Raw genomic sequence first — 23,996 nt, 5'->3', positions numbered from 1 at the left:
TGCCTTTCTGGGGTTGGTGCCTGCGCGGCCGGGCGTCCCGCCCGGTGCCGCGCCGGTGAGGACCGGAGGGTTGCGGAGAAGGCTCAGACCTGGTCGCGGAGCCTGCGCTCCCGGCCGTAGACGGCCATCGCGGCGAGGATGACGACGCCGTTGAGGATCTGCTGGTCGGCTTCCTGGAAGCCCAGGCCGACGAGGACGGTGGAGACGACGGTGAGCAGCAGCAATCCGACGGTGGTGCGGGTGTAGCTCCCCGGCCCGCCGAACGCGGTGCCGCCGAGGACCACCGCGGCGATGCTCTGGAAGAGGTAGGGGTTGCCGAGCCGGTTGTCGACGCTCCCGGCGAAGCCGGCCAGCACCACACCCGCGAGGACCGCGAGGGCCGCGGAGACGGCGTAGACGGTGATCCAGACCCGGCGGGTACTGATGTGCGCGAGGTCCGCGGCCACCGGGCTCGCCCCGGTGGCGAGGAGCTTGCGGCCGGGCAGGGTCCGGTGCAGCACGACGGAGACCACGGCGATCACCAGCGCCCAGATCACCACGACCGGCGGCACCGGGAGGCCGAAGGTGGACGACGTGGGCGCGCTCAGGCGGGCCACCCAGCCGGGTGCGCCGACGCCGGTGCCGCCTTGGCTGAGGACTGCGGTCACTCCGACGGCGATCGAGCCCGCGGCGAGGGTGACGATGATCGGGTGGACGGCGAAGCGGTGGCACACGTACCCCACGAGGCCGCCCATCGTGGCGGCGCAGGCGACCGCGACGGCCAGCATGACGGGCAGCGGCACGCCCCCGACGTCGCTGAACTGCGTCACGGTGACCGCTCCCGCGACGATGAATCCGGCGAGGGACAGGTCGATGCCGCGGATCAGCACGACCAGGGTCTGCCCGATCGAGGCCAGGCCGGTCAGCGCGCACAGCACGAGGACGGAGCGGATGCTCGTCGGCTCGAGGAAGCCCGGCATGGCGGCCGCGCCCCAGGCGAGGACGGCCACGGTGAGCAGGATCTGCACGAGCGGGAACCGCCGCTGCCAGGAGAGCAGCACCTGTCCGGCCGAGGGGGCCCGGCGCTCGGCGCCCGGTGTCGCCGCGTCGTCGCCGGGGGCGACGGGCACCGTGTCGAGGGAGCCTTGCTGGGTGGTCGTCATCGGCCTTCCTTCAGTTCTCGTGCCGCGATCGCCCCGAAGAGCACCGCACCGATGAGCAGGGCCCCGTAGATCACCTGGAGCCAGGTCTGCGAGACCTGCAGCACCCCGAGCAGGCTCTGCAGCAGGTAGATCGCGGCGGCGCCGGCGAGCGCGTTGGCGATTCCGCCGCCCCCGCCCTGGAGCGGGATGCCGCCCAGGGCGACCGCCGCGATCGCGATCAGGGTGTACGCGGAGCTCGTGCCGGACTCGGCCGTCGATGCCAGCCCGATGAGCACCAGGCCGCCCACGGCCGCCATCGCGCCGCCCAGGGCGTAGGCGAGCACGCGGACGGCTCCGACGGGCACGCCGCTGGTGAAGGCCGTGACGTCGTTGCCGCCGACCGAGCGCAGGAGGCTGCCGTACGTCGTGAGTTTGGTGACCAGCAGCCACAGGGCCGCCGGGACGGCCAGGGCGACCAGCCCGCCGGGGACCGGGCCCATGGACCCGGCGAAGCCCGCCATCCAGGTGCCGGCGACGGTGGTCGGGCTGGGAGCGAGTTTGAGGTCGAGCCCGGTGAGGACGAAGAACATCGCGAGGGTGACGACGATCGGCTGGAGCCGGCCGACGACGATGAGGAGGCCGGTGAGGGTGCCGACCAGCGCGCCCGCGACCATGAGGACGGGCAGGGCGACGTAGCCGCCGAGGCCGTTGGGCTGGAGCTGGGTCGCGTAGAGCAGGCCGCTGAGGGTCATCAGCGGGCTGATCGACAGGTCGATGCCCCCGCGGCCGCTCATGATCGAGGGCACGCTCGCCATCGCGGCGATGCCGAGCGGGGCCAGGGCGGCCAGCTGTGAGGTGCTGCCGAAGCCGGGCTGCTTCGCGAGGTTGGCGATCAGCAGGACCGCCGCCAGGATCAGCGCGAACAGGTAGGTGTGCCGTGCGAACAGGGCCCTGAGGCTGCCGCGTCGGGATGGTGTGCCCGTCGTCCGGCTGCGCCGTGGGGCGGAGGCAGGGGCGGTCCGGTCGGTGGTGCTCATGCCGTCACCGCCACTCCGCCGAAGAAGGCGTCGACGAGCCGTTCCCTGCTCAGTTCCGAGCGTCCGAGTTCCGCGGCGAGCGAGCCCTCGCGGAAGACCAGGACGCGGTCCATCAGTTCGACGTGCTCGTCGACCTCCGAGGAGAGCATGACGATGGTCAGTCCGGCCTCGGACAGCTCGCGCAGCAGCCGGTAGAGATCGTGTTTCGCGCCCACGTCGATGCCCCTCGTCGGGTCGTTGAGCAGCAGGACCTCGGGGCCGGCGGCCAGCCACCGGGCGATGACGACCTTCTGCTGGTTGCCGCCGCTCAGCGTGGTGATCGCGTCCGAGGAGCGGCCGTACTTGATGTTGAGCCGCCCGGCGTAGTGGCCGAACCGCTTCTGCGCCGAGTCCGCGGACAGCAGCCCCTTGGTGACGTCCTGGCGGGCGGTGGCGATCGCGAAGTTGTCCAGGATGGACATCCACGGCAGAACCGACTCCCCGCGCCGGTCCCGCGCCACGTACGCGATGCCGAGCTCCCGCGCTCGCCCGGGGCCGGTCACCCGGTGCTCCCGGTCGCCCTCGATCCGTACGACGCCTTCGGTGTCGCCGTGTCCGAGGAGGAGGCGGAGGAATTCGTCCTGGCCGTGGCCCTCGAGCCCGGCGAGGCCCACGATCTCGCCGCGGCGGAACTCCGCGTCGCACGGCGCGGCGCCGGGACGCAGACGGGAGCCGCGCACGCGCTGGACGACCGGGCGCTCGGCGGTGTCGCCGAGGGCGGCGGTGTCGTCCGCGGCCGCGAGGACCGGCTCCGGGACGAGGTGCGTGCCGCCCGTCATCAGCCGGATCATCTCGTCGGGGTCCCAGTCCGCGCCCAGGGTTCCCACCGTCTCCCCCGACCGCAGCACGGTGACGCGGTCGCCGATCTCGCGGATCTCGTCCATCCGGTGGGTGATGAGGACGACGCTCATGCCCAGCGCCGCTCGGCGCTTGAGCAGGGCGAACAGACGGGTACGGGTGTCGTGGTCGAGCGCGGAGGTCGCCTCGTCGAGGATCAGCACCTTGGGATCGCGCAGCAGGGACCGGGCGATGCCGCAGGCCTGGCGGTCGCTGAGCTGCAGTGCGCCGAAGGGGACGTCCAGCGGCGGCGGTGTGTCGAGTAGCGCGGACAGGACCTCTTGCGCCTTCTCGCGTCGGCTTCTCTCACGGGACACGGGGCGCAGCAGGCCGTCGGCGCCGAGCCAGAGGTTGTCGAGGACGCTCCGGTTCTCGACGCCGAGCACTTCCTGGAACACCGTGTCGATGCCTGCCCGCAACGCCTGGGCCGGCGTGCGCGGGGCGAAGGGACGGCCGCCGACCCGCATGGAGCCGGCACCGGGCCGGTGCACACCGCTGAGGATCTTGACCAGGGTGCTCTTCCCCGAGCCGTTCTCCCCCACGAGGGCGTGCACCTCACCCGGAAGGAGGCGAAGCGCGGCATCCCGGAGGGCGACCGTCGGGCCGAAGTGCTTCCGCAGGCCGTCGACCGCCAGGACGGCGTCCGGTTGGTCGGTGAGCGGGTGGGTCGACACTGACCCCTCCTGACTTTGGGACTGTTCGTCAGAACGTGTGATTGTCGTTCCGTCATACAAAGTGGGGGGAGCGAGGAGACCGTAGCGCGCCCTTGAAGCCACGTCCATAGGCGGAAACACCGGGAGTTCCGGGATTGTCGTCTCGTCATACAAAGAGTAGCGTTGCGGGAGCCGACGTCGGATGCCGCAGGCCCGCGTCGTCCACACCGCCCGGGCGGGCCGGGCCGGCGACGAAAGAAGGAGCGCGCGTGTACCTCATCACCGGTGCCAGCGGAGGTCTGGCCCAGACCGCAGCAGAGCTGCTGCTCGAGTCGGTTCCCGCCGACCAGGTCATCCTGACGACGCGGGCGCCCGGGAAGCTTCAGGCGTTCGCCGACCGCGGCGTGCACGTCCGGTACGCCGACTTCGCCGCACCGGACAGCCTGGAGTCGGCCTTCGCGGGGGCCCAGCGCATGCTGCTCGTGTCCACCGCCCAGGTCGGCTCGCGGATCGGCTTCCACCGCAACGCGATCGAGGCGGCCCGACGTGCCGGGGTCCAGTACCTCGCCTACACCTCGATCGTCGGCGCCGGCACCGAGGGCAACGACGCCGTCGTGTGCGTCGAACACCGCGCGACCGAGGCGATGCTTCGCGAGTCGGGACTGCGCTGGAACGCGCTGCGCGACTCCCAGTACGCGGAGGCGGTGGCCTACTTCGTCGCCCCGGGCGCGGTCGCCATGGGACAGATGGTCGGCGCCTGGGGTGAGGGCACGGTCGGCTTCGTCGCCCGGGAGGACTGCGCGGCGACCGCGGTGGGGGCACTGCTGGGCCGGGGCGAGGACAACCGCGCCTACGAGGTCACCGGCCCGGAAGAACTGACGTACCGTCAAGTCTGTGCCATGGTCAGCGAGATCAGCGGCGCCGACGTCGGGTACGTCCCCATCAGCGACGAGGAGCAGTACGCCGCCTTCGACGCCATGGGGGTCCCCCGGGAGTACCAGAACGACATGTCCTCCTCCCCCATCCCGTGGAACAGCGACGACATGGTGTCCTTCAGCCGCGCGATCCGTGTGGGGCACATGTCGTCCCTCAGCGACACCGTCCTGACACTCGCCGGCCGGACCCCGCGTTCGATGCGCTCGGTGCTGGAGGAGGCCGCCGCGACCTGGCCGCCCGCGGGCGCCGCACTGCAGGCGGCCGCTGCCGACAGCGTCGCCGAGGCCGCGCTGTGACCGCCTCACCCGCCGCCGGGGACCCGGTGTACCTCACCGAGAAGGCACTGCGGCGCTTTGTCGACGTGCTCGGCGAGGACGGTGTCGTCCTCGGCGAGGGCCGCTTCCACGAGCAGTACCGCGACAAGTACTGGCACCGCGACGACGACACCTACGACCCGGCCGCGGTCCTGCTGCCCCGCAGCACCGAGGAGGTCCAGGCCGTCGTCCGGATCGCAGGCGAGTTCGGCGTACCGATCTGGACGTCCTCGCAGGGCCGCAACTACGGATACGGCGGTTCCTCCCCGCGCCTGAAGGCGACCGTCGTGGTCAGCCTGACCCGGATGAACCGCGTCCTCGAGATCAACCGCGACCTCGCCTACGCGGTGGTCGAGCCGGGCGTGCGGTGGTTCGACCTGCACGACGCCCTGAAGGAGTCCGGCAACGAGGACCTGATGGTGACCGTCCCCGACATCGGCTGGGGAAGCGTCATCGGCAACTCCCTCGACTGCGGGATCACCTACCAGCCGTACGGCGCGGACTTCATGGCACCGTGCGGTATGGAGGTCGTCCTGGCCAACGGCGAACTGCTGCGCACCGGCATGGGCGCCATCCCGGACAACAAGTCCTGGCACACCTACAAGCGCGGCCTCGGCCCGGTCCTCGACGGCCTGTTCATGCAGAGCAACTACGGCATCGTCACGAGGATGGGCTACTGGCTCATGCCCCGGCCGGAGGCCTACGCGCCGTTCTTCCTCACGGTGCCGCGGGACGAGCACCTCGACCAGGCCGTCGACATCATCCGCAGACTCCGCCTCGACGGCACCCTGCGCGGCGTACCGAGCATGTACAACACCGTGACGCTGGCGGCCCAGTTCCCCGAAGTGATGGGGCGGTTCGCCGGCGCCGAGGGCGCCTTCAGCGAGGAAACCCTCGACAAGATGGCCGACGCGACCGGCCTGGGCCGGTGGGCCCTGCGCGGAGCCCTGTGGGGCGACACCCCTGTCGTCGACCACCAGCTGGACAAGATCCGCAAGGCATGGAGCGCGATTCCCGGCGGCAAGGTCCTCTTCGAGCGGACCTACGGCCCGGACGAGTACGACCAGATCCGCTCCATCCCCGACAAGTGCCAGGCGGGCCTGCCCGGCCTCGATCTGATCGAGGCCATGCCGGAAGGGATCGCCCACATCGGCTTCTCCCCCGCCGTCCCGCTGGTCGGAACCGACGTGCGCGAGGTCGTCGACCTCTTCGACCGGATCGTCAGGGAGAAGGTCGGCGTCAACGTCGCTGGAGGCCTGCTGATCATCAATGAGCGCACGGCGCTCTACGTCACCGGCCTCAACTACGACTACCGCGACGCGGAGCAGTGCCGGAAGGCCTACGACGCGGTGAAGGTGCTCGTGGCCGAGGCGGGCAAGCGTGGATACGGCGAGTACCGCGCCCACCTGGACTTCATGGACCTGGCCTCGGCGCAGTACTCCTTCAACGACCACGCCTACCGGCGCTTCTGCGAGACGATCAAGGACGCGGTCGACCCGAACGGCATCCTGTCACCGGGCCGCCACGGCATCTGGCCAAAGAAGCTGAGGCATCTCGCCGACCGCGGGTGAGGTGGGCGACAGACAGACGTGGGGCCCCGGCTCGAATGAGCCGGGGCCCCACGTCTCGGCCGATTCACGCCGGGGATGTCGCCGCCGCGAAGGACAGCGCCATGTGCTGGGTGTCCATGTACTCGCGAAGCGTCCTGATCCGGTCGTCGACGATCTCGTACACGTTGGCGTAGCGGTTGTCGTACGGGCTTTTGTCGCGGAAGGATCCGCTTCCCCGCGCCTCGGCGACGACCCAGGTCCCTTCCGCGACCAGGCGCGTGATCTCCAGCTGAGGACCGGCCCCGTCGAAGAGGGCAAGCATCTTCGGGAGCACTTCCAGCATGGTCGCGCCGTCCATCGGCTTCTCCGCGCCCGGCAGGTCGTACGCCTGGATCGTGTAGCGGAAATCCGGTGTGATCAGCTGTGCGACGCGCTCCCAGTCATGACGGTTGAGCGCGTCGACGAAGGCCCGGACCACGTCCTTGGCATCGGTGGCCATCAGAGTTCCCCCTTGTGCGTGCCCGCGGCCCGGCCGAACGCCGCCTCGATCGCGGCCGAGTGCTCGGCGACCATCGGATACCACTCCGGATGGGTCACGATGTGGCTCTCACCGCGGGCGAGGGCCGCCAGTACGATGTCACCCACCTCGGCCGGGTCCAGCCAGCGCAGCGCGGCGAGTTCCGCGTTCTGCGAGATGTCGTTCTGCACGAAGCTGCTGGTGTCCGCGTCGGCGGGCCTGGTGCGCAGGCTCCGCGCGATGTTGCTGCGGACCGTTCCCGGTGCGAGGACCGCGGCCGTCACGTTCGAGTCCTCGCGCCGCAGCTCCTGTGCCAGCGCCTCGGTGAGGCCCATGACGGCGAACTTGGTGGTGGCGTACGCCCCGAGGCCGGGCATGTCGGCGACGAAGCCGCCCATGGACGACGTGTTCACCAGGTACGCCGGCTCGCCGTGCTCCTTCAGCAGCGGCAGGAACGCGTGGACGCCGTGGATGACGCCGTGCAGGTTGACGTCGAGGATCCACCTCCAGTCCGCGAGGGTCATCTCCGCGAGGCCGGCCTCAGGGGCCACGCCGGCGTTGTTGAACAGCAGATGCACCTTGCCGAAGCGGTCGACGACCTGTTCGGCGAGCGCCTGCACACTCGCGGCGTCCGAGACGTCCGTGCGCAGGCCGACGGCCCCGATCTCCTCGGCCACCGCGTCGAGCGGGCCCTTCTCGATGTCGGCGATCACCACGTGCGCGCCCCGCTCCACCAGCCGTTGCGCGATGCCCCTGCCGATGCCCGACGCACCGCCGGTCACCACGGCGACCAGGCCGCTGACGTCCGATATCGCAGTCATGAGCGTGTCTCTCCGTTGGTCAAGCCCAGGGTTCTGTGGGCGCTGGGCCACACGCCGTGCCGTCCCGGCGAGAGGATCCCGTTGGGGTCGACCGCGTCCTTGATGCGCTCCACGAAGCGCCGGTAGGCGTGGTCGTTGAAGGAGTACTGGTCGGCCGCGAGATCCATGAACTCCAGGTGGGCGCGGTACTCGCCGTACCCGAGCGCCCCCACCTCGCTCACCAGCATCTTCGCGGTGTCCACCGCCGCGCGGACCTGTTTCTCGTCGCGGGTGTCGAAGCTGAGGCTGCTCACCACGATGGCGCTGCGGTCGTTGATGGGAAAGATCGCGCACACGAAGTTCGTGCCGGCCCGCTCGGTGACCAGCCGTTCGATCACGTCGACGACGCGGCGCACCTCGCCGCCGGTGAGCGGTACGACGGGCGAGAAGCCGATGTGTCCGACGAAGTCCGGGAGCACATCCATCATGTCCATGCTCGGGATCCCGGCCTGGACCTTCTCCATGAACGTGCTCAACTCGCCCCACTCGTCCCGCAGGAACGTGCGGGGGTGGTCGACCCGCGAGCCTTCGACGGCCGCCCACGCCTCACGGATGCGCCGCAGCCGGTGCTCGACGACGGGCAGGTCTCCCCACAGCGCGGTACGCAGCCCCCAGCGCCCGACGCCGGCACGCGCGGCGAGCTCTTCGAGCGCGTCCTCGCTCATCGGACCCTCGGCCCCCATGAACTCACCGAGGAGCTCGGGGAACTGGGCGGACATCGTGATCGTGTTCTGCAGGTTCGGCACGCCCTCGATCACGCCGTCCAGGCGCAGTTCGCGGATGATGTCGACGGCCTGCGCGAGCTGGTCGTCCCGGGGGACGGTGAGGTAGACCGGGGCGTACGCCTGCGGACGGCGCTGCAGCCACACGCCCGCGCGCGTGACGACGCCGTAGTTGGACTGCGTGAACAGCGGGTCGAGCACCGGCCCGAGACCGCGCGGGTAGACGTGCCAGGACGGGTTGCCCGGTACGGCCCCCATGCCGGTGCGCAGCAGCTCGCCGTCGGCGAGGACGACCTCCATCCCGCAGATCTTCTGGAAGTCGGACCCGTTGGGGCCGTAAGTGACCCCGTTGTCGAGGGAGTTGCCGATCACGCTGCCCCAGCCGATGTCGGGGATGGAGCACCACAGGTCCTCGTTGCCGGAGTCCTTGAGCGCGTCGTAGAGGTCGAACCACCTCACCCCGGGCTCGACGACGGCGTACGCCAGCTCGCGGTTGATCTCCAGCACCCGGTTCATCCGGCGGAAGCTGATCAGGACGGAGCCCCGGACCCGCGGGGACGGGCCGCCGTAGCCGTTGTTGCGGCCCTGGGAGGACGTCCACACCGGGATGCGGTACTCGTTCGCGACCCGCAGGACCGCCTGCACCTGCTCGGTGGAGGTGGGGAAGACCACGGCGGAGGAGTCGTAGGTGCGGTCGCCCTGGAACCAGTAGGGGTCCCGGTAGGTGTCCCGTTCGTCGTCGGACAACAGCACCGCGTCGGCGCCGACGATCTCGACCAGCCGGCGCACCGCCTCCTGGCCCAGGGGCTCGGCGGCGGGGCCCGGGGGCTCGCTGGTGGTCGTCATCGTGTTTCCTCCTCGGCACCGGTCAGCTGCTCCAGCCACGCGATGACCGGCTTGACGGTGTCGGCGGAGTTGGCCTCCAGGATCAGTCCGTGGCCGTTGCCGACGATGCCCGCGTCCTCCAGGGCGATCAGCTCGGCGTGCGCGCCCACGGAGTTGAGGAACTCGACCACGGGCGGGGACTGCGCAGCACTGCCGGACGCGCTGCCCGTCACGACGGCGACGGGGGTGCCGCTGAGGCCGGGGACGCGGTAGCGGGCGGGGTCCGCCTTGAGCTGGTCCGGAGACTCGATGGCCGGCTCGGTCGCCAGTTCGGCGTAGGTGAGGCCGTAGGTGATCTCCCCCAGCCCGGGGAAGTCGGCGTAGGGCGGGCCCATCGGTTCCACCGCGACGATCCCCCTGACCAGGTCGGGCCGCCGGTTCGCGGCCAGCCAGCCGCCCGGGCTGCCCGCGGAGTGCGTGACCAGCACCGCCGGACCGATCCGGTCGAGCAGTGCGGCGAGCCGGTCGCCGTCCAGCCGCTGCCCCTCGGCGAAGTCGGCCAGGAAGAAACCCATCGCCGAGGTGAGCTGCTGGAACTCCTCCCCGTCGAAGCCGCGGTCCCAGGGCCACTGGGTGTGCGTGCCGGCGGCGTCGGCCGGGGCGAACAGGAAGCTCGCGAACTCCAGCGGCAGCGGCGGGGCCACCGGCCCCAGCACGTCCGGGTGGTGCGGGGAACGTCCGTGGCCGGGCCGGTCGACGACGTACACGGCGTAGCCGGCCCGGACCAGGTCGTAGGCCCAGCCCTGGCGGCCGTCCGGGGTACCGAGCCAGTCGGTGCCCTGTCCGCCGCCGCCGTGGACGAGGACGAGCGGGTGGGGGCGGGTGACCTCGACCGGCGCCAGCCACGCGACGTGGAGCGGGCCGCGCGGGAGGGTGCCGTGCGGGGTGGAGATCCGCTCCCCCGGGATCCAGAAGAAACCGGTGCGGATCGTGATCGGCTCCACCGCTTCGTCGAGGTGGGGCGGTGTCCTGTTCATGGGCGGTCCTGTCTCAGGGCGGCACGGCCGGCGGGGATCAAGCGAGTCACCGGGCCTCGGGCGGCGGGATCTCCAGCAAGAGACAGGCGGTGTTGCGGAACGCCTGCTCGCGCAGCATCGCGTTGCGGTGGGTGAGCAGCGAGCTCATGTCGCGGAAGATCCGGTCGAACCGCTCGCCCTGCCGCATGGATCCCGAACCGACGACTCGGAGCAGGTCGTGTTCGAGCGTCTCCCAGAGCTGGACGATGATCTCGCGGACCGCGCAGGCCAGGCTCCAGTCGTCGACGAAGGTGTACTCACGGCTGCCGTCGACCGTTGCGCGGCAGTGCTCCATGTGCTTGGCGATGACTCCGTCGAGGGCCAGCTCGGCGGTCTTGATCTTCGTCCAGGCGGCTCCGTAGTGACGCTGGTAGTCCACGTCGTACAGCCGCAGCTGGACCGGAGGCAGCGGGGTCTTGCGGGTGCGCATGAGCCGCTCGAACTCGTCGAGGGCGTGGTAGAGCCCGCCGACGGCCAGGCTGGCCAGGGACACCGTGAAGGTGAGCAGTCCGCGGCCGGCGTACATGGGGTTGGCGTGCAGCTGTGAGCCGACCGTGCCGTCCTTCACCGAAATGTCGATCATGTTGGCGTCCTCGATGACGAGGTCCGCCTCCACGAAGGCGTCGGTGAAGCGGATGCTCTCCGAGCCCGTGGCCTTCAGGCCCGTCGACTCGCCCCAGTTGTGCAGGCGTTCGAAGGTCTTCTCCGGGGCCAGGAACATGCCCATCACGGGGGCGGAGCCGTCCTCCTGCTCGACCATGCACTGGCCGAGGTACCAGGTGGAGTAGGGGATGCCGGAGCAGTAGTCCACGGTCCCGTCGAGGACGTAACCGCCGTCGGTCCTCTTCGCCCTGACCGTCGGCGCGGACACCGAGGCCGCCCGGAAGTCGCCGCCCGCGAACGCACGGTCCTGGACCTCCTTCGGGTACCAGGAGGCGACGTGGAGGGCGTGGTTGGCCGCCAGGGCGAAGCACCAGGCGCTGCCCATGTCGCCTCGGGCGAGCTCCTTGCACACCTCGAAGAACGTGCCGGGCGGGACCTCGAGGCCGCCGTACGTCTTCGGGACGAACATGTCGTAGAAGCGGTTCGCGAGGAACTTCTCGTGGATGTCCGCGGGGATGTGGGTGAGCTGTTCCGCTTCCTCCTGGCGGGCGAGAAGTTCCTCCCGCATCGCCCTCGCCCGCGAGACCAGCTCCTCGTGCGAGGGCTCGGTCAGGTCGGGCCGCGCGGCGGCGTGTGCTGTGGTCATCGCTTCTCCTAAGCGCCCGGGGGACACATCACGTTCGGCTGCCGGCGCTGCGGCAGGCGGTTCTTGCGGGGGTCGGGGGTCAGGCGGTTCGGTCGACCGCGCCGGCGGGAGCAGCCCGGCGCAGCTGGTCCTGCCGGCGCATCTCCAGCGGGCGCTGCGCGTGCGCTCGCAGTACGGCGGCGGCCCTGACCACGTCGCCGGCCTCGTAGGCCTCGACGAGTTCGCGGTGGTCGTCGAGGAGGGAGCCGGAGGCGTAGCTTGCCCGGTCCAGCGCCCGCAGGTTGAGGCCGGGCAGGCACAGGCGGCGGTAGGTGTCCAGCAGGATCGTCGATCCCGCGAGTTCGACCATGTACTCGTGGAAGCGCTCGTTGGCGCGCACCCAGCCCTCGGGGTCGGTGAAGCGGCCGTCCTGGACGAAGCCGAGGGTGTCCTCCATGAGCTCGCGCAGCCGCGCCAGTTCGGCGGGCTTCGCCTTGCCGACGGTCAGCTCGGCGACGCCGGTCTCGATGGCCAGCTTCGCCTTGTAGACCTCGTCGATGATGGAGTCGGGCACGGGCGTGATGAGGTAGTCGCCGCTCTGGCGCCGGATGAGCCCTTCGTCGGCCAGGGCCACCAGGGCGCGGTGGATACGGTTGGCGTCCACTCCCAGTTCCTCGGCCCAGAGGGCTGTGTCGATGACCTCCTCGACGTCGCTGCCCGCGTCGAGCACCCGGGTGCGTACCTCGCGCAGCACGGAGGCCTCCGGGGCCGTCTGCATCCGCCCGAAGCGGCCGCGGAAGTAGGCGAGCGGATGGCCGGAGGACGAGGTCGCCTCCTCGACGTGGGCGAGGAACACGTCGTGGGTGCCCGCCTCCACCTGTTCGGCGACCCGGCAGATGAGGTGTGCGATGGCGCCGACCAGCAGGGGCGAGCCGTTCGACGCGGTCTCGGTGGGCACTCCCTCGTACTTGTCCGGGACGCGGGAGGCGAAGCGCGTGGCCAGGTCCACGTGGTCCTCGGCGAGGACGTTCACCGCGAAGGCCCGGCTGTCCCGTACCGCCGCCGCGGTGGCCGAGTTCCGGTTCAGACAGATGAGGAGCATCGGCGGATCGTCGGTCAGGGAACTGACCGCGCTCGCGGTGCTGCCGTACCGGATGCCGTCGTACTCCGTCGTGATCACGGTGACGCCGGTGGCGAACCGCCCGATGACGTCGCGGAACTCGCGCGCGGTGACCGGGCGGGGGCCGGACGGGGTGACGGGGGACGGCGTGGACATCACAACCAACTCCTCTGGAGACCCGTGCCAGGCCGTGGGCTCCGGGTGAACTCTGCACGAACTCGCCGCTGAATTGTATGACGATCGCACAATGACGTAAAGAGGGTGCGAGGGGCCGACCACCAGAACCGATGGACTGGGAGGCGGCCGTGACTAGCGTCGTACTCTGCCTGCCTATATTATCGTCATACAAAGTTCCCTGTCGAGAGGAGAGCTCGATGAGCGCAAGCCTGTACGCCGCAGACTCCGCGCCCCACCCTGCGGCGGAGGGCACGGCCGATCACCTCTTGCGGGTGGCGGCCAGGCTTCGCCCCGTCCTCAGGGCCGCGCAGGCGGAGCACGAGGCGCTCGGTGGCTACTCCGAGGCCATTCACAAGCAACTGCTCGACGCCGGTTTCTACCGGATGCTCCAGCCGAAGAAGTACGGCGGTCTGGAGCTGCCCCTGGAGGACTTCCTCCGGGTGGGCGTCGAGATCTCACGCGGCGACCCGGGAGTCGGCTGGTCGTTCGTCCTCGGGGCCGGCCACGCGTGGCACATCGCGTCCTTCTTCCCCGAGGAGGCGCAGGCGGAGCTGTTCGCCGGCGACCTCATCGCGCCCGGCCGCACCATCCCCCGCGGGCGGGCGGTCCGCACCGCCGGCGGTTACCGGCTCACCGGCACCTGGGACTACTGCTCCGGCTCGATGTGGAGCACCCACGCGATGCTGGTGGCCCCGGCCTTCACCGAGGCGGACGAACCGCTCGGGCCGCGCGCGTTCGTCGTCCCGCGGGACCGGTACGAGATCCTCGACGACTGGGGCGGCGACCTCGTCCTCGGCATGCGGGCGTCCAGCTCCAACTCCATCCGGGTGGAGGACGCGCTGGTCCCCGAACACCTCAGCGTGGTCTACGACTTCAAGGACCACACCCTGGGCGAGGAGGGAACGCCCGGCTACCGGCTGCACGGCAATCCCGTGTACCTGGGCCGGACCATCGCCTTCTTCAACTGCGAGCTCGTCGCCACCCAGGTCGGCGCCGCCTGGGCGGCCTTCGACCTGTTCGACGAGCTGATGGCCGGGCGCCCCACGAGCTTCCCGCCGATCATGGCGCGCACCGATTCCGCGGAGTACCACCGCTGGTACGGCAAGATGCTCGGCCAGATCGACGCCGCCGAGACCCTGCTGCTCGGCGCCATGCGCCAGTACACCGAGCTGGGGCGGCGCTGGGAGCGCACGCGCCAGGAGTTCACACCCGAGGAGGACGCGAGGCTGCGCGGCGTGATCCTGCAGGGCGCCCAACTCGCCAACCAGGCCGTCGACCTGGCCTTCTCCACGGCCGGATCCAGCGCGGCACGGCTCGGGTCGCCGATGGAGAAGTACTACCGGGACGTGGCGATGTTCAAGACACACATCGCCGCCAAGTGGGACGTCACGTACGGGTCGGTGTCGCGCTATCACTTCGGGCAGCCGCTGACCTTCTGAGGCGCCCGCTCCACGGGCGTCCCACCCCGCACGGAGGTGGGACCGGTGACCTACCGGTCCTGCATCTCCTTGAGGCTGTCGAGGGCGTTGCCCGCGACGCGTCGGATGTGCGTGATGGTGACGCCGGCCGCCGTGTCCGCGTCCCGCTCGCGGATGGCCGCGACGATGGCGCGCAGCTCCTGGATGACCTCGGCGTGGCTGGTCGACATGCCCTTGAGCTGCAGCACCCGCACCTTCGCCTGGACGCTCTCCACGAGCTGACGCAGCACCTCGCTGCCGGCCCCGTCGATGAGGACGTCGTTGAAGTGCCGGCGCGCCATGAGGACCTGGCGCGGCTCGACGGACTCCTCCGAGGCGACCTCGGCGAACCGCTCCGCCGCCGCCTCCAGGGCGTACACCTGGGAGCGGGGCGCCTTCTCGACGAACCGCCGCACCACCAGGCTCTCCAGCGCCGCCCGCACCTCGTAGAGGTCGCGGGCCTCCTCCAGGGTGGGCGCCGCGACCACGGCGCCCTTCTGGGGCACGACCGTGATCAGCCCCTCGGAGGTCAGCTCCCTGAGCGCCTCGCGCACGGTGGTCCGGGAGACGTTGAGCTGCTCGACCAGCTCCCGCTCGACGAGACGCTGCCCGGGCTCCAGACGGAAGTCCCAGATCGCCTCCCGCAGAGCCGTGACGACCTGCTCGCGCAAGGGCGCGGCGACACGGCCGACCGGGCTCGTGGCCCAGGCCGAGGCGAGCGAGTTCGAGGTCGTGGACATGGTCTCCCTGCCTTGCATGGGACAGCTTGAGAGGTTTTTGAATGACGGTATGAGCGTCATACAACTTTAATGTACCCCTGGATAAGGCTCGGGGACCCCGCTCACCGGAAGGCGGTGATGACTCCGCTGAGGTCGCGGAACTCGCCGGAGGCGTAGAGGGCTTCGTTGACCTGGTCGAGGGTGTACTCGGCCGTGACGACCGGCCGGGCGTCGTACTCCCCGCTCTCCATCAGGGCCACGCACCGGGCCAGGTCCCGGGACATGACGCTCTGGCCGTTCTGGCACGACAGGATGCGCCGGCCGTGGATCGCGATGGCGTTCTGCGGCAGGGAGACGGTCCCCTGAGCCCACTGCACCCCCGTCAGTACGACGGTGCCCGCGCGCCGGGACATGGCGACGGCCTGCTGCACCGCCTGCTCGGGTCCCGCGGCTTCGACGACCGCATCGGCGCCACGCCCCCCGGTGAGGGAACGCACCTGCTCGATCGGGTCGTGCTCCGTCGGATCCACGACATCGGTCGCCCCGAGCGCGGCGGCCGTCGCACGGCGCTCGGCCAGCGGGTCGACGCCGATGATCCGGCCGGCACCGGCGACCCGCGCCGCCTGAACGCACCACTGGCCCAGATGCCCCAGGCCGACCACCGCGACGGACGAGCCGGGCCCGACCTCCGCCACGTTGACGATCGCGCCGTGACCGGTGGTGATCCCGCAGCCCAGCAGGCTCAGTTGGGTGGCGGGCAGCGAGCTGTCGACGCGCCACACCTGGCTCCGGTCGGCGACGACGAACTCCGCGTACGCGCCGACGCGGCCCGCGGCGCGCACCGGCCGGCCCGCGTGGTCGGTCGCCAGGACCGGTTCGGGGCTCTCGAAGAGCAGGGCGCACTGGTCGGGGCGGCCGACGCCGCAGTAGAAACACTCGTCGCACTGCGGAGTCCCGGCGACCACCACGAGGTCACCGACGCCGTAGTCGTACCCGCGGGCGCCGTGCTCGTAGCCGCGGCCGTCGCACCGCTCCACCACGCCCAGCGCGGTGTGTCCGAGCACGACCGGCGGGGTCTTGCCGCGCATCGCGCGCCAGCCCAGCCAGTCGGTGGAGCAGAACGGCGCGGCGACCGTCCGCACCAGCACCTCGTGCGCGGCGGGAGCACGCAGGGTCAGCTCCCGGATCGGCATGGGGGCGCCGAACGCCTCCAGCACGGCTGCTCTCATGTGGGCTTCCTCGTCCGGTCGGTGGTCAGAAGACGAACACGCCTGAGAGGTCCTCAAGCCGTTCGGACCGCTTCAGCGCGGTGTTGATGTCGTCGAGCCGGTAGGTGCGGGTCACGATCGGCTTCGGGTCCAGCGCGCCGCGTTCGAGCAGGCGGATGTACGCCGGCAGGTCGCGCCGCATGCGGACGTTGCCGTTCTGCGTGCTGAGCACCTGGCGGCTCTGGACCGCGAGCGGGATCTGTCCGAACGTGACCTCTCCGGCCACGTCCTTGAGACCCGACAGGACGACGGTGCCGGCCCGCCGGGAGATCTCCAGCGCCAGCCGCTGGGCGGCGGGCGGCCCGGCCGCCTCGATGACCTTGTCGGCTCCCCGCCCCCCGGTGACGGCTCGTACGGCCTCCAGGGCGTCCTCCGGGACGACCGCCCGGGTGGCCCCCGCCGACTCCGCCACCCGGCGGCGCTCCTCGTCCGGCTCGACCGCGATCACCTCACTGGCCCCGGCCAGGAGCGCCGCCTGGATCGCCCAGAGACCCAGGTGTCCCGCGCCGACGACGGCGACGACCTCGTCGGGCCGCACACGTGCCACGTTGATCACGGCACCCACCCCCGTGGTGACGCCGCACCCCAGGAGGGAGAGGACCTCCCACGGCAGGTCGGTCTCGACCGGGAAGACCTGGTTGTGCGAGACGTTCATGAACTCGGCGTACCCGCCCACGCACCCGGCCGCGTTGACGACCAGGCCGTCCGAGGTGCGCGCCACGTCGGGGTAGACCCCGCCGAGGTCGAACAGCTCCGAGCACTGGTCCGGGCGGCCGATGCCGCAGTAGAAGCACTGGCCGCACTCGGGTGTTCCGGGCACGACCACGCGTTGCCCCACCTCGATGCCGCGGACCTGGCTGCCGACCTCGACGACCTCACCGGCCGAGGCGTGCCCGAGGATCGTGGGCGGGACCTTCCCGAGCCGGCCGTGGAAGCTGGTCACGTCGGTCGAGCAGAACGGTGTCGCCTTGGTGCGGACCAGGACCCGGGTCGGGGCGAGGTCGAGCAGGTCGACCTCCTCGACGGTCAGGGGCTGCTCGAAGCCGCGGAGCAGGGCCGCTCGCATCGTCGCCATCACAGGGTTCCCTGGGCGGAGTCCGAACCGGCCGACCCGGCCCGGTGCCGTTCGAGGATCGCCCGGTCCGTCACCGAGACGTCCCACAGCCCCGCTCCCCCGCCACGGCGGTTGGTGTTCTGCACGCTGGCACCGCCGTCTACGGAGAAGATCTCGCCGGTGACGTAGCTCGACTCGTCGCTGAGCAGGAACGCCACCGTCGCGGCCACCTCGTCCGGCCGGCCGGCGCGGCGCAGTGGCGAGGTCCCCGCACGCCGGCGCATGTCGGCCATCCCGGCCTCCCCGAAGATCGGCGTGGGCACGATGCCCGGGGCCACCGCGTTCACCCGCACGCCGAGGGGCCCGCCGTAGACGGCGGCGCCGTGGACCAGGCCCACCGTGCCGTGCTTGGAGGTGGTGTACGCCAGCAGGTCGTTGCTCCCGCGCAGGCCGGCGATGGAGGAGGTGACGACGACGGAGCCCACGCTGCCGCGCTCCAGGTAGTGCCGGAAGGCGGCCCGTACGCCGAGGAACGGGCCGCGCAGGTTGACGGCCATGACCTGCTCCCACTCCTCGACGCTCACGTCGACGAGGTCGGCCAGGGAGCCCGCGATTCCCGCGTTGAGGTGGTGAAGGTCCACCCGTCCGAACGCGTCGACGGCCGCCCGCATGTACGCGTCGACACCGTCCTCGGTGGTCACGTCCGCGCCGACTCCGACGGCGTCCGCGCCCAGCGCCGCGGCGACCTCCTTCGCCGCGTGGGCGTCGAGGTCCACGGCGACGACCTTCGTCCCCTCCGCGGCGAGCCGTTCCACCGTTGCTCGTCCGAGGCCACCCGCGGCCCCGGTGACGACGGCCACCTTTCCGGCCAGTCCACGCAGTGTCATCCTGATCGCCTCACGTCTGTCGTAGGGGTGCGGTGCACGGTCACCGGCTCACCGGGGCCGTCCTCGCGAGAAGTTCCTCCCGCAGCACGGGCAGGGCCTGGAGCGCGCTCTGCATGCCCATCGTGGCGGCGATCTCCATGACCTCCAGCAGTTCGCCGACGGTGGCGCCGTGGCCCAGCGCGTTGTCCATGTGCGCCTTCCACCCCTTCACGTACAGGTGGGTGGAGGCGCAGTCGAACGCCGTGTAGACGAACTCCTTGACCTTGGGTTCCAGACCGCCGTGCTGCCAGGACACCGACGAGAAGTCGGTGTAGGCCTCGAACATCTCCGGGTCGAGTTCGAGGATCTCGTCCCAGAACTCGTGCCAGTAGCCGCGGTTGGCGGTGAACCGCTCCTTCAGCTCCTTCTGGTACGCGTCGAGCTCGCCGGGCCCGTCGCGCAGGCCGCGCTCCGCGAGGATCTCGGCGAGCAGGGGCACGCCGATGTTCATCGCGTGGATCCCGACGGTCGTCGTGAGTTCGATGACCTCGGTGATCTCGCCGGGGGTGGCGCCGAGTTCGAGGGCCCGGCGGATGTGCCGGCGCACTCCGGGGGCGTACAGGTGCGTGGCTGCCGCGTCGACGGCCAGGTACACCAACTCGCGTGTCTTGGCGTCGAGATGGCCCTTGCGCTGGGGCACGCCGGCCAGCCGTGCGTAGGCCGCGAGGAGCTGCGGGGCGAGTTCGAGCACCGCCTCCCACTGCTCGTCCCAGGCGCCGTGCACGGCGACGACAGCGTCTCTCAGTTCCTGTGCCGAAGGCGGCTGCGCGCTCATCCCGTCACCAGCTCTCGGTCGGCCGCCCGCTCGAACGTCCACCGGGCGATCTCGGTGTGGTCGGCGGTGTCGGGCAGTTCCTCGAGCGCGCGCTCCCAGAGGGCCACGGCGCTCTCCGTGAGCGGGCTCGTGACGCCGAGCCGGCGGGCCAGGTCGACGGCGATGCGCATGTCCTTGACCATCAGCCGCATGCCGAAGCCGGAGTCGTAGCCGCCCGGCAGCACGAAGTTCGGGAACTTGTTGTCCGTCGATCCGCTGCGGCCGCTGGAGGTGTTGATCAGCTCCACCATGACGGCGGGGTCGAGCCCGAACCGCTCGCCGGCGAGCAATCCCTCGGCTGTGGCCAGCAGATGTGTGGCGGAGAGCAGGTTGTTGATGGCCTTGAGCGCGTGCCCGGCTCCCACGCCGCCCGCGCGGCGGGCCGTGCCCATGGCCGTGAACAGCGCGGACAGCCGCTCCACGGCGTCCTCTGCGCCACCCGCCATGATCGTGAGCGTGCCGTTCTCGGCGCCCTTGACTCCTCCGGAGACCGGCGCGTCGACCAGGGTGACACCCCGGCTGTCGAGGTCGGCGGCCAGTCGCCTGGTGGACATCGGGTCGGAGGAACTCATGTCGACGACCGTGCTGCCCACGGCAAGGGCCTCGCGGACCGCCGGATCGCCGAGTACGGCCTCGACGACCGCGCTGCTGGGAAGCATGAGGACGACGACGTCGGCGCCGCGGACGGCCCCGGCCGCGGTCTCGGCGGTACGAGCGCCGGTGGCGGCCAGCGCCGCCCGGGCGTCCTCACTCAGGTCGAATCCGGTCACGGCGTATCCGGCCCGGACCAGGCGCACCGACATCGGCGCCCCCATGTTCCCCAGCCCGACGAAGGCGACCGACGGCAGCGGGGAAAGCGGTGCGGAGGTGTCAGGCATCGCCCTTGACCTCCTCGATCACGCGCTCGGCGACGCGGAAGGACTCCAGCGCGGCCGGGACGCCGACGTAGACGGCGCACTGGAGGAGGACTTCCTGGATCTCCTCGACGGTCACCCCGTTGGTGAGGGCTCCCTTGACGTGCACCCCGAGCTCGTGGTTGCGGCCCAGTGCGGTCAGCATGGCGAGGTTGACCAGGCTGCGCGTGCGCCGCTCGAGCCCGGGACGGGTCCACACCGCGCCCCAGCAGTACTCGGTGACGAGTTCCTGGATCGGCCGCGAGAACTCGCTGACCTGGGCGAGTGAACGTTCGACGTGCTCGGCGCCCAGGACTGCCTTGCGCACGGCGAGGCCGGCCTCATAGGTGTCGCGGTGCGTGGTGCCTGGCGCGTCGGGGGTGGTCTCTGTGGTCAGGGGCTCGGTTGTCATGGGGTTCGGTCCTCTTCGTTGACGGGCGCGGTGTACTGCTCGGGGCCGACCTCCTCGGCCCAGGCGGTCGCCCCGAGCGAGATGGCCGTGTGGGTCATGAAGGAGTCGGGGGCGGCGCCGTGCCAGTGCCGTTCGCCCGGCGGGCACCACACGACGTCCCCGGCACGCAGGTGGCGCGGGCCGTCCTGCTCGGTGGCGACGTAACCGCTGCCGCCCAGCACCTGGAGGATCTGACCGTGCTCGTGGGTGTGCCAGTAAGTGCGGGCGCCGGGCGCGAAGTTGACGGTGTTGATGGTCACGCCGTCGGTGGCGGGCATGGTGAGGTAGGCGTGCACCGTGCCGGTGAACCGCGAGCCGGTCTTGGTGCCGACGCCGTGCTGGTTCGTTCCGTGGATGAGCTTCACGACTTGTCCTTCCCGGCGTCGTACGCGCCGTCGTGGATGCGGACCCGCCCCGAGACGTCTCCGATCGCGTCGACGACGGTGTTGCTGATGTCGTCCGCGTAGCCCAGTTGCAGGGCGAGACCGAAGGAGGCCAGCGGGGCGGAGGAGTTGGGGCTGGCGACGCCGAGGCCCGCGAGGAGGTCGACGTAGGCGAGGACGTCCTTCGTCATCAGCGCGTTGGTGAGACCGCCCTTGAGGTAGTCGCCGTGGATGATCTTCGGGAACCTGTTCCGCGTCGCGAAGTTCACGCCCGAGCTGGTGTTGAGCACGTCGAGGAGCACCTGGAGGTCGAGGCCGGCCTTGCGCCCGGCGACCATCACCTCGGCGGTCGCCGACAGCGCGACGGCGTTGAGGAAGTTGTTGAGCAGCTTGGCCGTGTGTCCGGCCCCGGTGGATCCGCAGGGGAAGACGTGGGCGGAGAAGGCGGCGAGCAACGGACGTACCTGGTCGAGGGTTCCGGTGTCCCCGCCGACCATGAGGGTCAGCGTCCCCTGCTCGGCCGCCGCCGCGCCTCCGGAGATGCCCGCGTCGAGCAAGGTGGCGCCCTTTTCGGCGAGTTGGGCGTGCAGGCGCAGCGTGGAGGCGGGGGCCGAGGTGCTGAGGTCGATCACCGTCTGTCCGTCCCGGGCGTGGGCGAGCACTCCGTCCTCGCCCAGGACGACCGCCTCGACGACCTTGCTCTCCGGCAGGGAGAGCAGGACGACCTCGCAGCTGCGCGTCACCTCGGCGACGGAGGAGGCCGCGGAGGCGCCGCACGCGGTGACGTTCTCGGGGCGGGTGTCGTGGCCGAGGACGGTGTACCCGGCGTCCACCAGGCGCCGGGCGATCCGCCCGCCCATGTTGCCGAGGCCTATGAAGCCCACCGGCGACGTCGTACTGGTCATGCTGTTCCTCCACGTTGGGGCCGTCGGGGGCCTTGCGGGCCGCCGATCACCGCGACGAACTCCCCCATCGGGCCGTCGAGCCGCCGGTGGCGGTCGAGGACGGCCGGATCGTGGCCGGGGACGAGGATCGCGTCACGGTCCGCGATGAGCTGGTTCATGTAGTCGAAGCCCCGGTACATCGCCTCCAGATCGGCGACGACGAGGAACGGCAGATCGCGTTCCAGTTCCTCGTAGTAGTGCGTCGCGTCGGAGGCGAGGAGCACCAGGCCCTCGCTGGTGTTGACGGTGAGCACCGCCTGGCCCGGCGAGTGGCCGCCGAGTTCGATCATCTCGACGCCCGGTGCGATCTCCTCGTGACCGCGGTGGAACACCATGCGGCCCTGCTGGTGGACGTCCCGCAGGTGGTCGATCTCGCTGTCCTCGACCGAGTGGTGGAACTGGAACCGTCGGCCGCAGTCGCCGGTCCAGAAGTCGAACTCGGTGCGCGGCACGATCACCTTCGAGTCCCCGAACAGGTCCACGTTGCCCACGTGGTCGTAGTGGGCGTGGGTGAGGACCAGGGTGGTCCCCGCCCGCTCGATCCCCAGGCGGCTGAACGCCTCCCCGGGGTGGATGAGGTGACCACGCGCGCGGTTGCGTCCGCCGAGCTCGCTGTAGCCGGTGTCGACGACGATCGTGCGCCGTTCGTTGCGCACGACCCAGACGTAGTAGTCCATCCCGATCGGGCCGTCCGGTTCGCCGTACAGGTGGTGGTTGAGGAAGACCTGGCCGCGCGTGGTCGTGCGGGACGCGTAGCGCACGATGAGGACTTCGTAGGTGTCGTCGGCGGGTGTTTGACTCACGGTCACTCCGTATGATTGTCATACAATCAATCGCGAGAGCACGTTACCGCAGACCAGAAGCCCTCGCAATGGCCGATCCGGAACCCTGCGGGCAAGCTCGGGCGGGACTCCGTATTGACCTGAGCATCATATCGTATGACAATCATACGGCTTGCCGAGCTCCGCTCCGGCACGACCAGACAAGGAGAACCGAGCAATGACGTATCTCGTCGGCTCCCACCACGTGACCCTGTCCGTGGGTGGTGCGCAGGAGGACGTGGACTTCCACACGCGAGTCCTGGGCATGCGCTTCATCAAGAAGACCGTGCTGTACGACGGTTCCTCGCCGATCTACCACTTCTACTACTCCAACGCGAACGGCGATCCGTCGTCGGTGGTGACCACCTTCCCGTGGGCCCAGGCAGGGGTGTACGGCAAGCGGGGCACCAACCAGGCGCGTGAGGTCCTCCTGTCGGTCCCGGCCGGCTCGCTCGACTACTGGGTCAAGCGACTGGCGCAGCACGACATCAAGTCCCGGCGCTTCGAGGCCCTCGGCCGCGGCCGGGTCGCCTTCCTCCACCCGTCCGGCATCGAGTACGTCCTGGTCGGGAACGAGGGCGACCCGCGCGAGGGCTACTCCGGCAACGGCGTGGCCCCCGAAGCCGCGATCCACGGCATCCACGGCATGGGCATCCACGTCTACGACCAGGACCGCATGGTCGACTTCGGGAACGAGGCGTTCTTCTCCCAGGGCAAGGTCCAGGAGGAAGGCGACCTCGCCTCCTTCCAGGTCGGGACGCAGGAGTTCGGCAACTTCATCGAGCTGCGCGGGAACCGGAGCGACGAGCAGGGCACCTGGCGCTACGGCGCCGGCACCTACCACCACTTCGCGTGGAACCTCGACACCCTGGAGAACCAGGCCGCGGTGCGGTTCGACATCGAGGGCGCCGGCTACACCGACATCTCCGAGCTGAAGAACCGCACCTACTTCAAGTCCCACTACGTGCGCACCCCGGGCGGCGCCCTGTTCGAGCTCGCGGTCACCGACGACGAGGGCGGCTGGGACTGCGACGAGTCTCCCGAGGAGCTCGGCAAGAACTTCATGCTGCCGCCGCAGTTCGAGAGCGAGCGGGAGAGCATCCTCGCGCGCCTGGAGCCGGTCACCACCGACTCCGACTGACTCCGGCCGACTCCGGCTGCGACAACGGCGGTTCGGCCCGGGCGCTTCACCTGCGCCCGGGCCCTACCAGGACCGGACTCCGCGACGACTCCCGCCCAAGCCGTCACCGGCAC

23 protein-coding genes are annotated in these 23,996 nt (G+C 70.7%); 4 read left to right on the top strand and 19 right to left on the bottom strand.

The window, feature by feature from the left end:
* Positions 1–83: 83 nt before the first annotated feature.
* From KUM49_RS18905 to KUM49_RS18895, 3 genes are read right to left on the bottom strand one after another with little or no spacing between them, the layout of a single operon-like run.
* Positions 84–1,142, bottom strand: coding sequence for an ABC transporter permease (locus tag KUM49_RS18905; RefSeq protein WP_217238027.1), 1,059 nt, complete (start codon positions 1,140–1,142; stop codon positions 84–86).
* Complete coding sequence (locus tag KUM49_RS18900; protein WP_217238026.1) at positions 1,139–2,158, bottom strand: ABC transporter permease; 1,020 nt, start codon at positions 2,156–2,158, stop codon at positions 1,139–1,141. The genes KUM49_RS18905 and KUM49_RS18900 overlap by 4 nt, the downstream gene beginning before the upstream one ends.
* Complete coding sequence (locus KUM49_RS18895) at positions 2,155–3,708, bottom strand: sugar ABC transporter ATP-binding protein (protein ID WP_217238025.1); 1,554 nt, start codon at positions 3,706–3,708, stop codon at positions 2,155–2,157. The genes KUM49_RS18900 and KUM49_RS18895 overlap by 4 nt, the downstream gene beginning before the upstream one ends.
* Before the next feature lie 248 nt (positions 3,709–3,956).
* Here KUM49_RS18895 and KUM49_RS18890 point away from each other — a divergent pair, with 248 nt between their 5' ends.
* Positions 3,957–4,919, top strand: a complete 963-nt coding sequence (locus KUM49_RS18890; RefSeq protein ID WP_217238024.1) for an SDR family oxidoreductase — start codon at positions 3,957–3,959, stop codon at positions 4,917–4,919.
* Entirely contained in the window at positions 4,916–6,508 is a 1,593-nt protein-coding gene (locus tag KUM49_RS18885) for an FAD-binding oxidoreductase (protein WP_217238023.1), read from the top strand. The genes KUM49_RS18890 and KUM49_RS18885 overlap by 4 nt, the downstream gene beginning before the upstream one ends.
* Positions 6,509–6,572: 64 nt before the next feature.
* On the opposite strand, the gene KUM49_RS18880 is transcribed toward KUM49_RS18885, so the two are convergent.
* From KUM49_RS18880 to KUM49_RS18855, 6 genes are all read right to left on the bottom strand, one after another.
* Positions 6,573–6,986 carry a nuclear transport factor 2 family protein gene (locus KUM49_RS18880; protein WP_217238022.1) on the bottom strand — a complete coding sequence of 138 codons (414 nt, stop codon included), beginning with the start codon at positions 6,984–6,986 and terminating at the stop codon, positions 6,573–6,575.
* Entirely contained in the window at positions 6,986–7,825 is an 840-nt protein-coding gene (locus tag KUM49_RS18875; RefSeq protein ID WP_217238021.1) for an SDR family NAD(P)-dependent oxidoreductase, read from the bottom strand. The genes KUM49_RS18880 and KUM49_RS18875 overlap by 1 nt, the downstream gene beginning before the upstream one ends.
* The gene (locus tag KUM49_RS18870; RefSeq protein WP_217238020.1) at positions 7,822–9,432 is read right to left on the bottom strand and encodes an FAD-binding oxidoreductase; all 1,611 of its coding nucleotides are present in this window, start codon (positions 9,430–9,432) and stop codon (positions 7,822–7,824) included. The genes KUM49_RS18875 and KUM49_RS18870 overlap by 4 nt, the downstream gene beginning before the upstream one ends.
* Positions 9,429–10,448 carry an alpha/beta fold hydrolase gene (locus KUM49_RS18865; protein ID WP_217238019.1) on the bottom strand — a complete coding sequence of 340 codons (1,020 nt, stop codon included), beginning with the start codon at positions 10,446–10,448 and terminating at the stop codon, positions 9,429–9,431. The genes KUM49_RS18870 and KUM49_RS18865 overlap by 4 nt, the downstream gene beginning before the upstream one ends.
* 46 nt (positions 10,449–10,494) lie before the next feature.
* Positions 10,495–11,736, bottom strand: a complete 1,242-nt coding sequence (locus tag KUM49_RS18860) for an acyl-CoA dehydrogenase family protein (RefSeq protein ID WP_217238018.1) — start codon at positions 11,734–11,736, stop codon at positions 10,495–10,497.
* A gap of 79 nt (positions 11,737–11,815) precedes the next feature.
* A complete protein-coding gene (locus KUM49_RS18855) occupies positions 11,816–12,991 on the bottom strand; it encodes a flavin reductase (RefSeq protein WP_217238017.1) in 1,176 nt (391 codons plus the stop codon).
* Positions 12,992–13,209: 218 nt separating this feature from the next.
* Between KUM49_RS18855 and KUM49_RS18850 the strand changes: the two genes are divergently transcribed.
* Positions 13,210–14,451: an acyl-CoA dehydrogenase family protein gene (locus KUM49_RS18850; RefSeq protein WP_217238016.1), complete on the top strand. Its 1,242-nt coding sequence runs from the start codon at positions 13,210–13,212 to the stop codon at positions 14,449–14,451.
* Positions 14,452–14,501: 50 nt separating this feature from the next.
* On the opposite strand, the gene KUM49_RS18845 is transcribed toward KUM49_RS18850, so the two are convergent.
* The 10 genes from KUM49_RS18845 to KUM49_RS18800 all read right to left on the bottom strand — a co-directional run bounded on the left by KUM49_RS18845 (position 14,502) and on the right by KUM49_RS18800 (position 22,724).
* On the bottom strand, positions 14,502–15,209 hold the full coding sequence (locus KUM49_RS18845) for a GntR family transcriptional regulator (RefSeq protein WP_217238015.1): 708 nt from the start codon (positions 15,207–15,209) through the stop codon (positions 14,502–14,504).
* A 101-nt stretch (positions 15,210–15,310) separates the two neighbouring features.
* A complete protein-coding gene (locus tag KUM49_RS18840; RefSeq protein WP_217238014.1) occupies positions 15,311–16,417 on the bottom strand; it encodes a zinc-binding dehydrogenase in 1,107 nt (368 codons plus the stop codon).
* 25 nt (positions 16,418–16,442) lie between these two features.
* Positions 16,443–17,531: a zinc-binding dehydrogenase gene (locus tag KUM49_RS18835; protein WP_217238013.1), complete on the bottom strand. Its 1,089-nt coding sequence runs from the start codon at positions 17,529–17,531 to the stop codon at positions 16,443–16,445.
* A complete protein-coding gene (locus KUM49_RS18830) occupies positions 17,531–18,397 on the bottom strand; it encodes an SDR family NAD(P)-dependent oxidoreductase (RefSeq protein ID WP_217238012.1) in 867 nt (288 codons plus the stop codon). The genes KUM49_RS18835 and KUM49_RS18830 overlap by 1 nt, the downstream gene beginning before the upstream one ends.
* Positions 18,398–18,437: 40 nt before the next feature.
* The gene (locus KUM49_RS18825; RefSeq protein WP_217238011.1) at positions 18,438–19,211 is read right to left on the bottom strand and encodes a carboxymuconolactone decarboxylase family protein; all 774 of its coding nucleotides are present in this window, start codon (positions 19,209–19,211) and stop codon (positions 18,438–18,440) included.
* Entirely contained in the window at positions 19,208–20,128 is a 921-nt protein-coding gene (locus KUM49_RS18820) for an NAD(P)-dependent oxidoreductase (RefSeq protein ID WP_217238010.1), read from the bottom strand. Before KUM49_RS18820 ends, KUM49_RS18825 begins: the two co-directional genes overlap by 4 nt.
* Positions 20,121–20,555: a carboxymuconolactone decarboxylase family protein gene (locus KUM49_RS18815; protein ID WP_217238009.1), complete on the bottom strand. Its 435-nt coding sequence runs from the start codon at positions 20,553–20,555 to the stop codon at positions 20,121–20,123. The genes KUM49_RS18820 and KUM49_RS18815 overlap by 8 nt, the downstream gene beginning before the upstream one ends.
* Positions 20,552–20,959: a cupin domain-containing protein gene (locus tag KUM49_RS18810; RefSeq protein ID WP_217238008.1), complete on the bottom strand. Its 408-nt coding sequence runs from the start codon at positions 20,957–20,959 to the stop codon at positions 20,552–20,554. The genes KUM49_RS18815 and KUM49_RS18810 overlap by 4 nt, the downstream gene beginning before the upstream one ends.
* Positions 20,956–21,882 carry an NAD(P)-dependent oxidoreductase gene (locus KUM49_RS18805; protein ID WP_217238007.1) on the bottom strand — a complete coding sequence of 309 codons (927 nt, stop codon included), beginning with the start codon at positions 21,880–21,882 and terminating at the stop codon, positions 20,956–20,958. The genes KUM49_RS18810 and KUM49_RS18805 overlap by 4 nt, the downstream gene beginning before the upstream one ends.
* Positions 21,879–22,724 carry an N-acyl homoserine lactonase family protein gene (locus KUM49_RS18800; protein WP_217238006.1) on the bottom strand — a complete coding sequence of 282 codons (846 nt, stop codon included), beginning with the start codon at positions 22,722–22,724 and terminating at the stop codon, positions 21,879–21,881. The genes KUM49_RS18805 and KUM49_RS18800 overlap by 4 nt, the downstream gene beginning before the upstream one ends.
* 196 nt (positions 22,725–22,920) lie before the next feature.
* Between KUM49_RS18800 and KUM49_RS18795 the strand changes: the two genes are divergently transcribed.
* Positions 22,921–23,883 carry a VOC family protein gene (locus tag KUM49_RS18795; RefSeq protein ID WP_217238005.1) on the top strand — a complete coding sequence of 321 codons (963 nt, stop codon included), beginning with the start codon at positions 22,921–22,923 and terminating at the stop codon, positions 23,881–23,883.
* Positions 23,884–23,996: the final 113 nt, after the last annotated feature.

It is taken from the genome of Streptomyces sp. AC555_RSS877 (assembly GCF_019049245.1).
GTDB lineage: Bacteria > Actinomycetota > Actinomycetes > Streptomycetales > Streptomycetaceae > Streptomyces.
The sequence above is the reverse complement of the archived record's forward strand: the minus strand, read 5'-3'. Positions and strand labels throughout refer to the sequence as shown.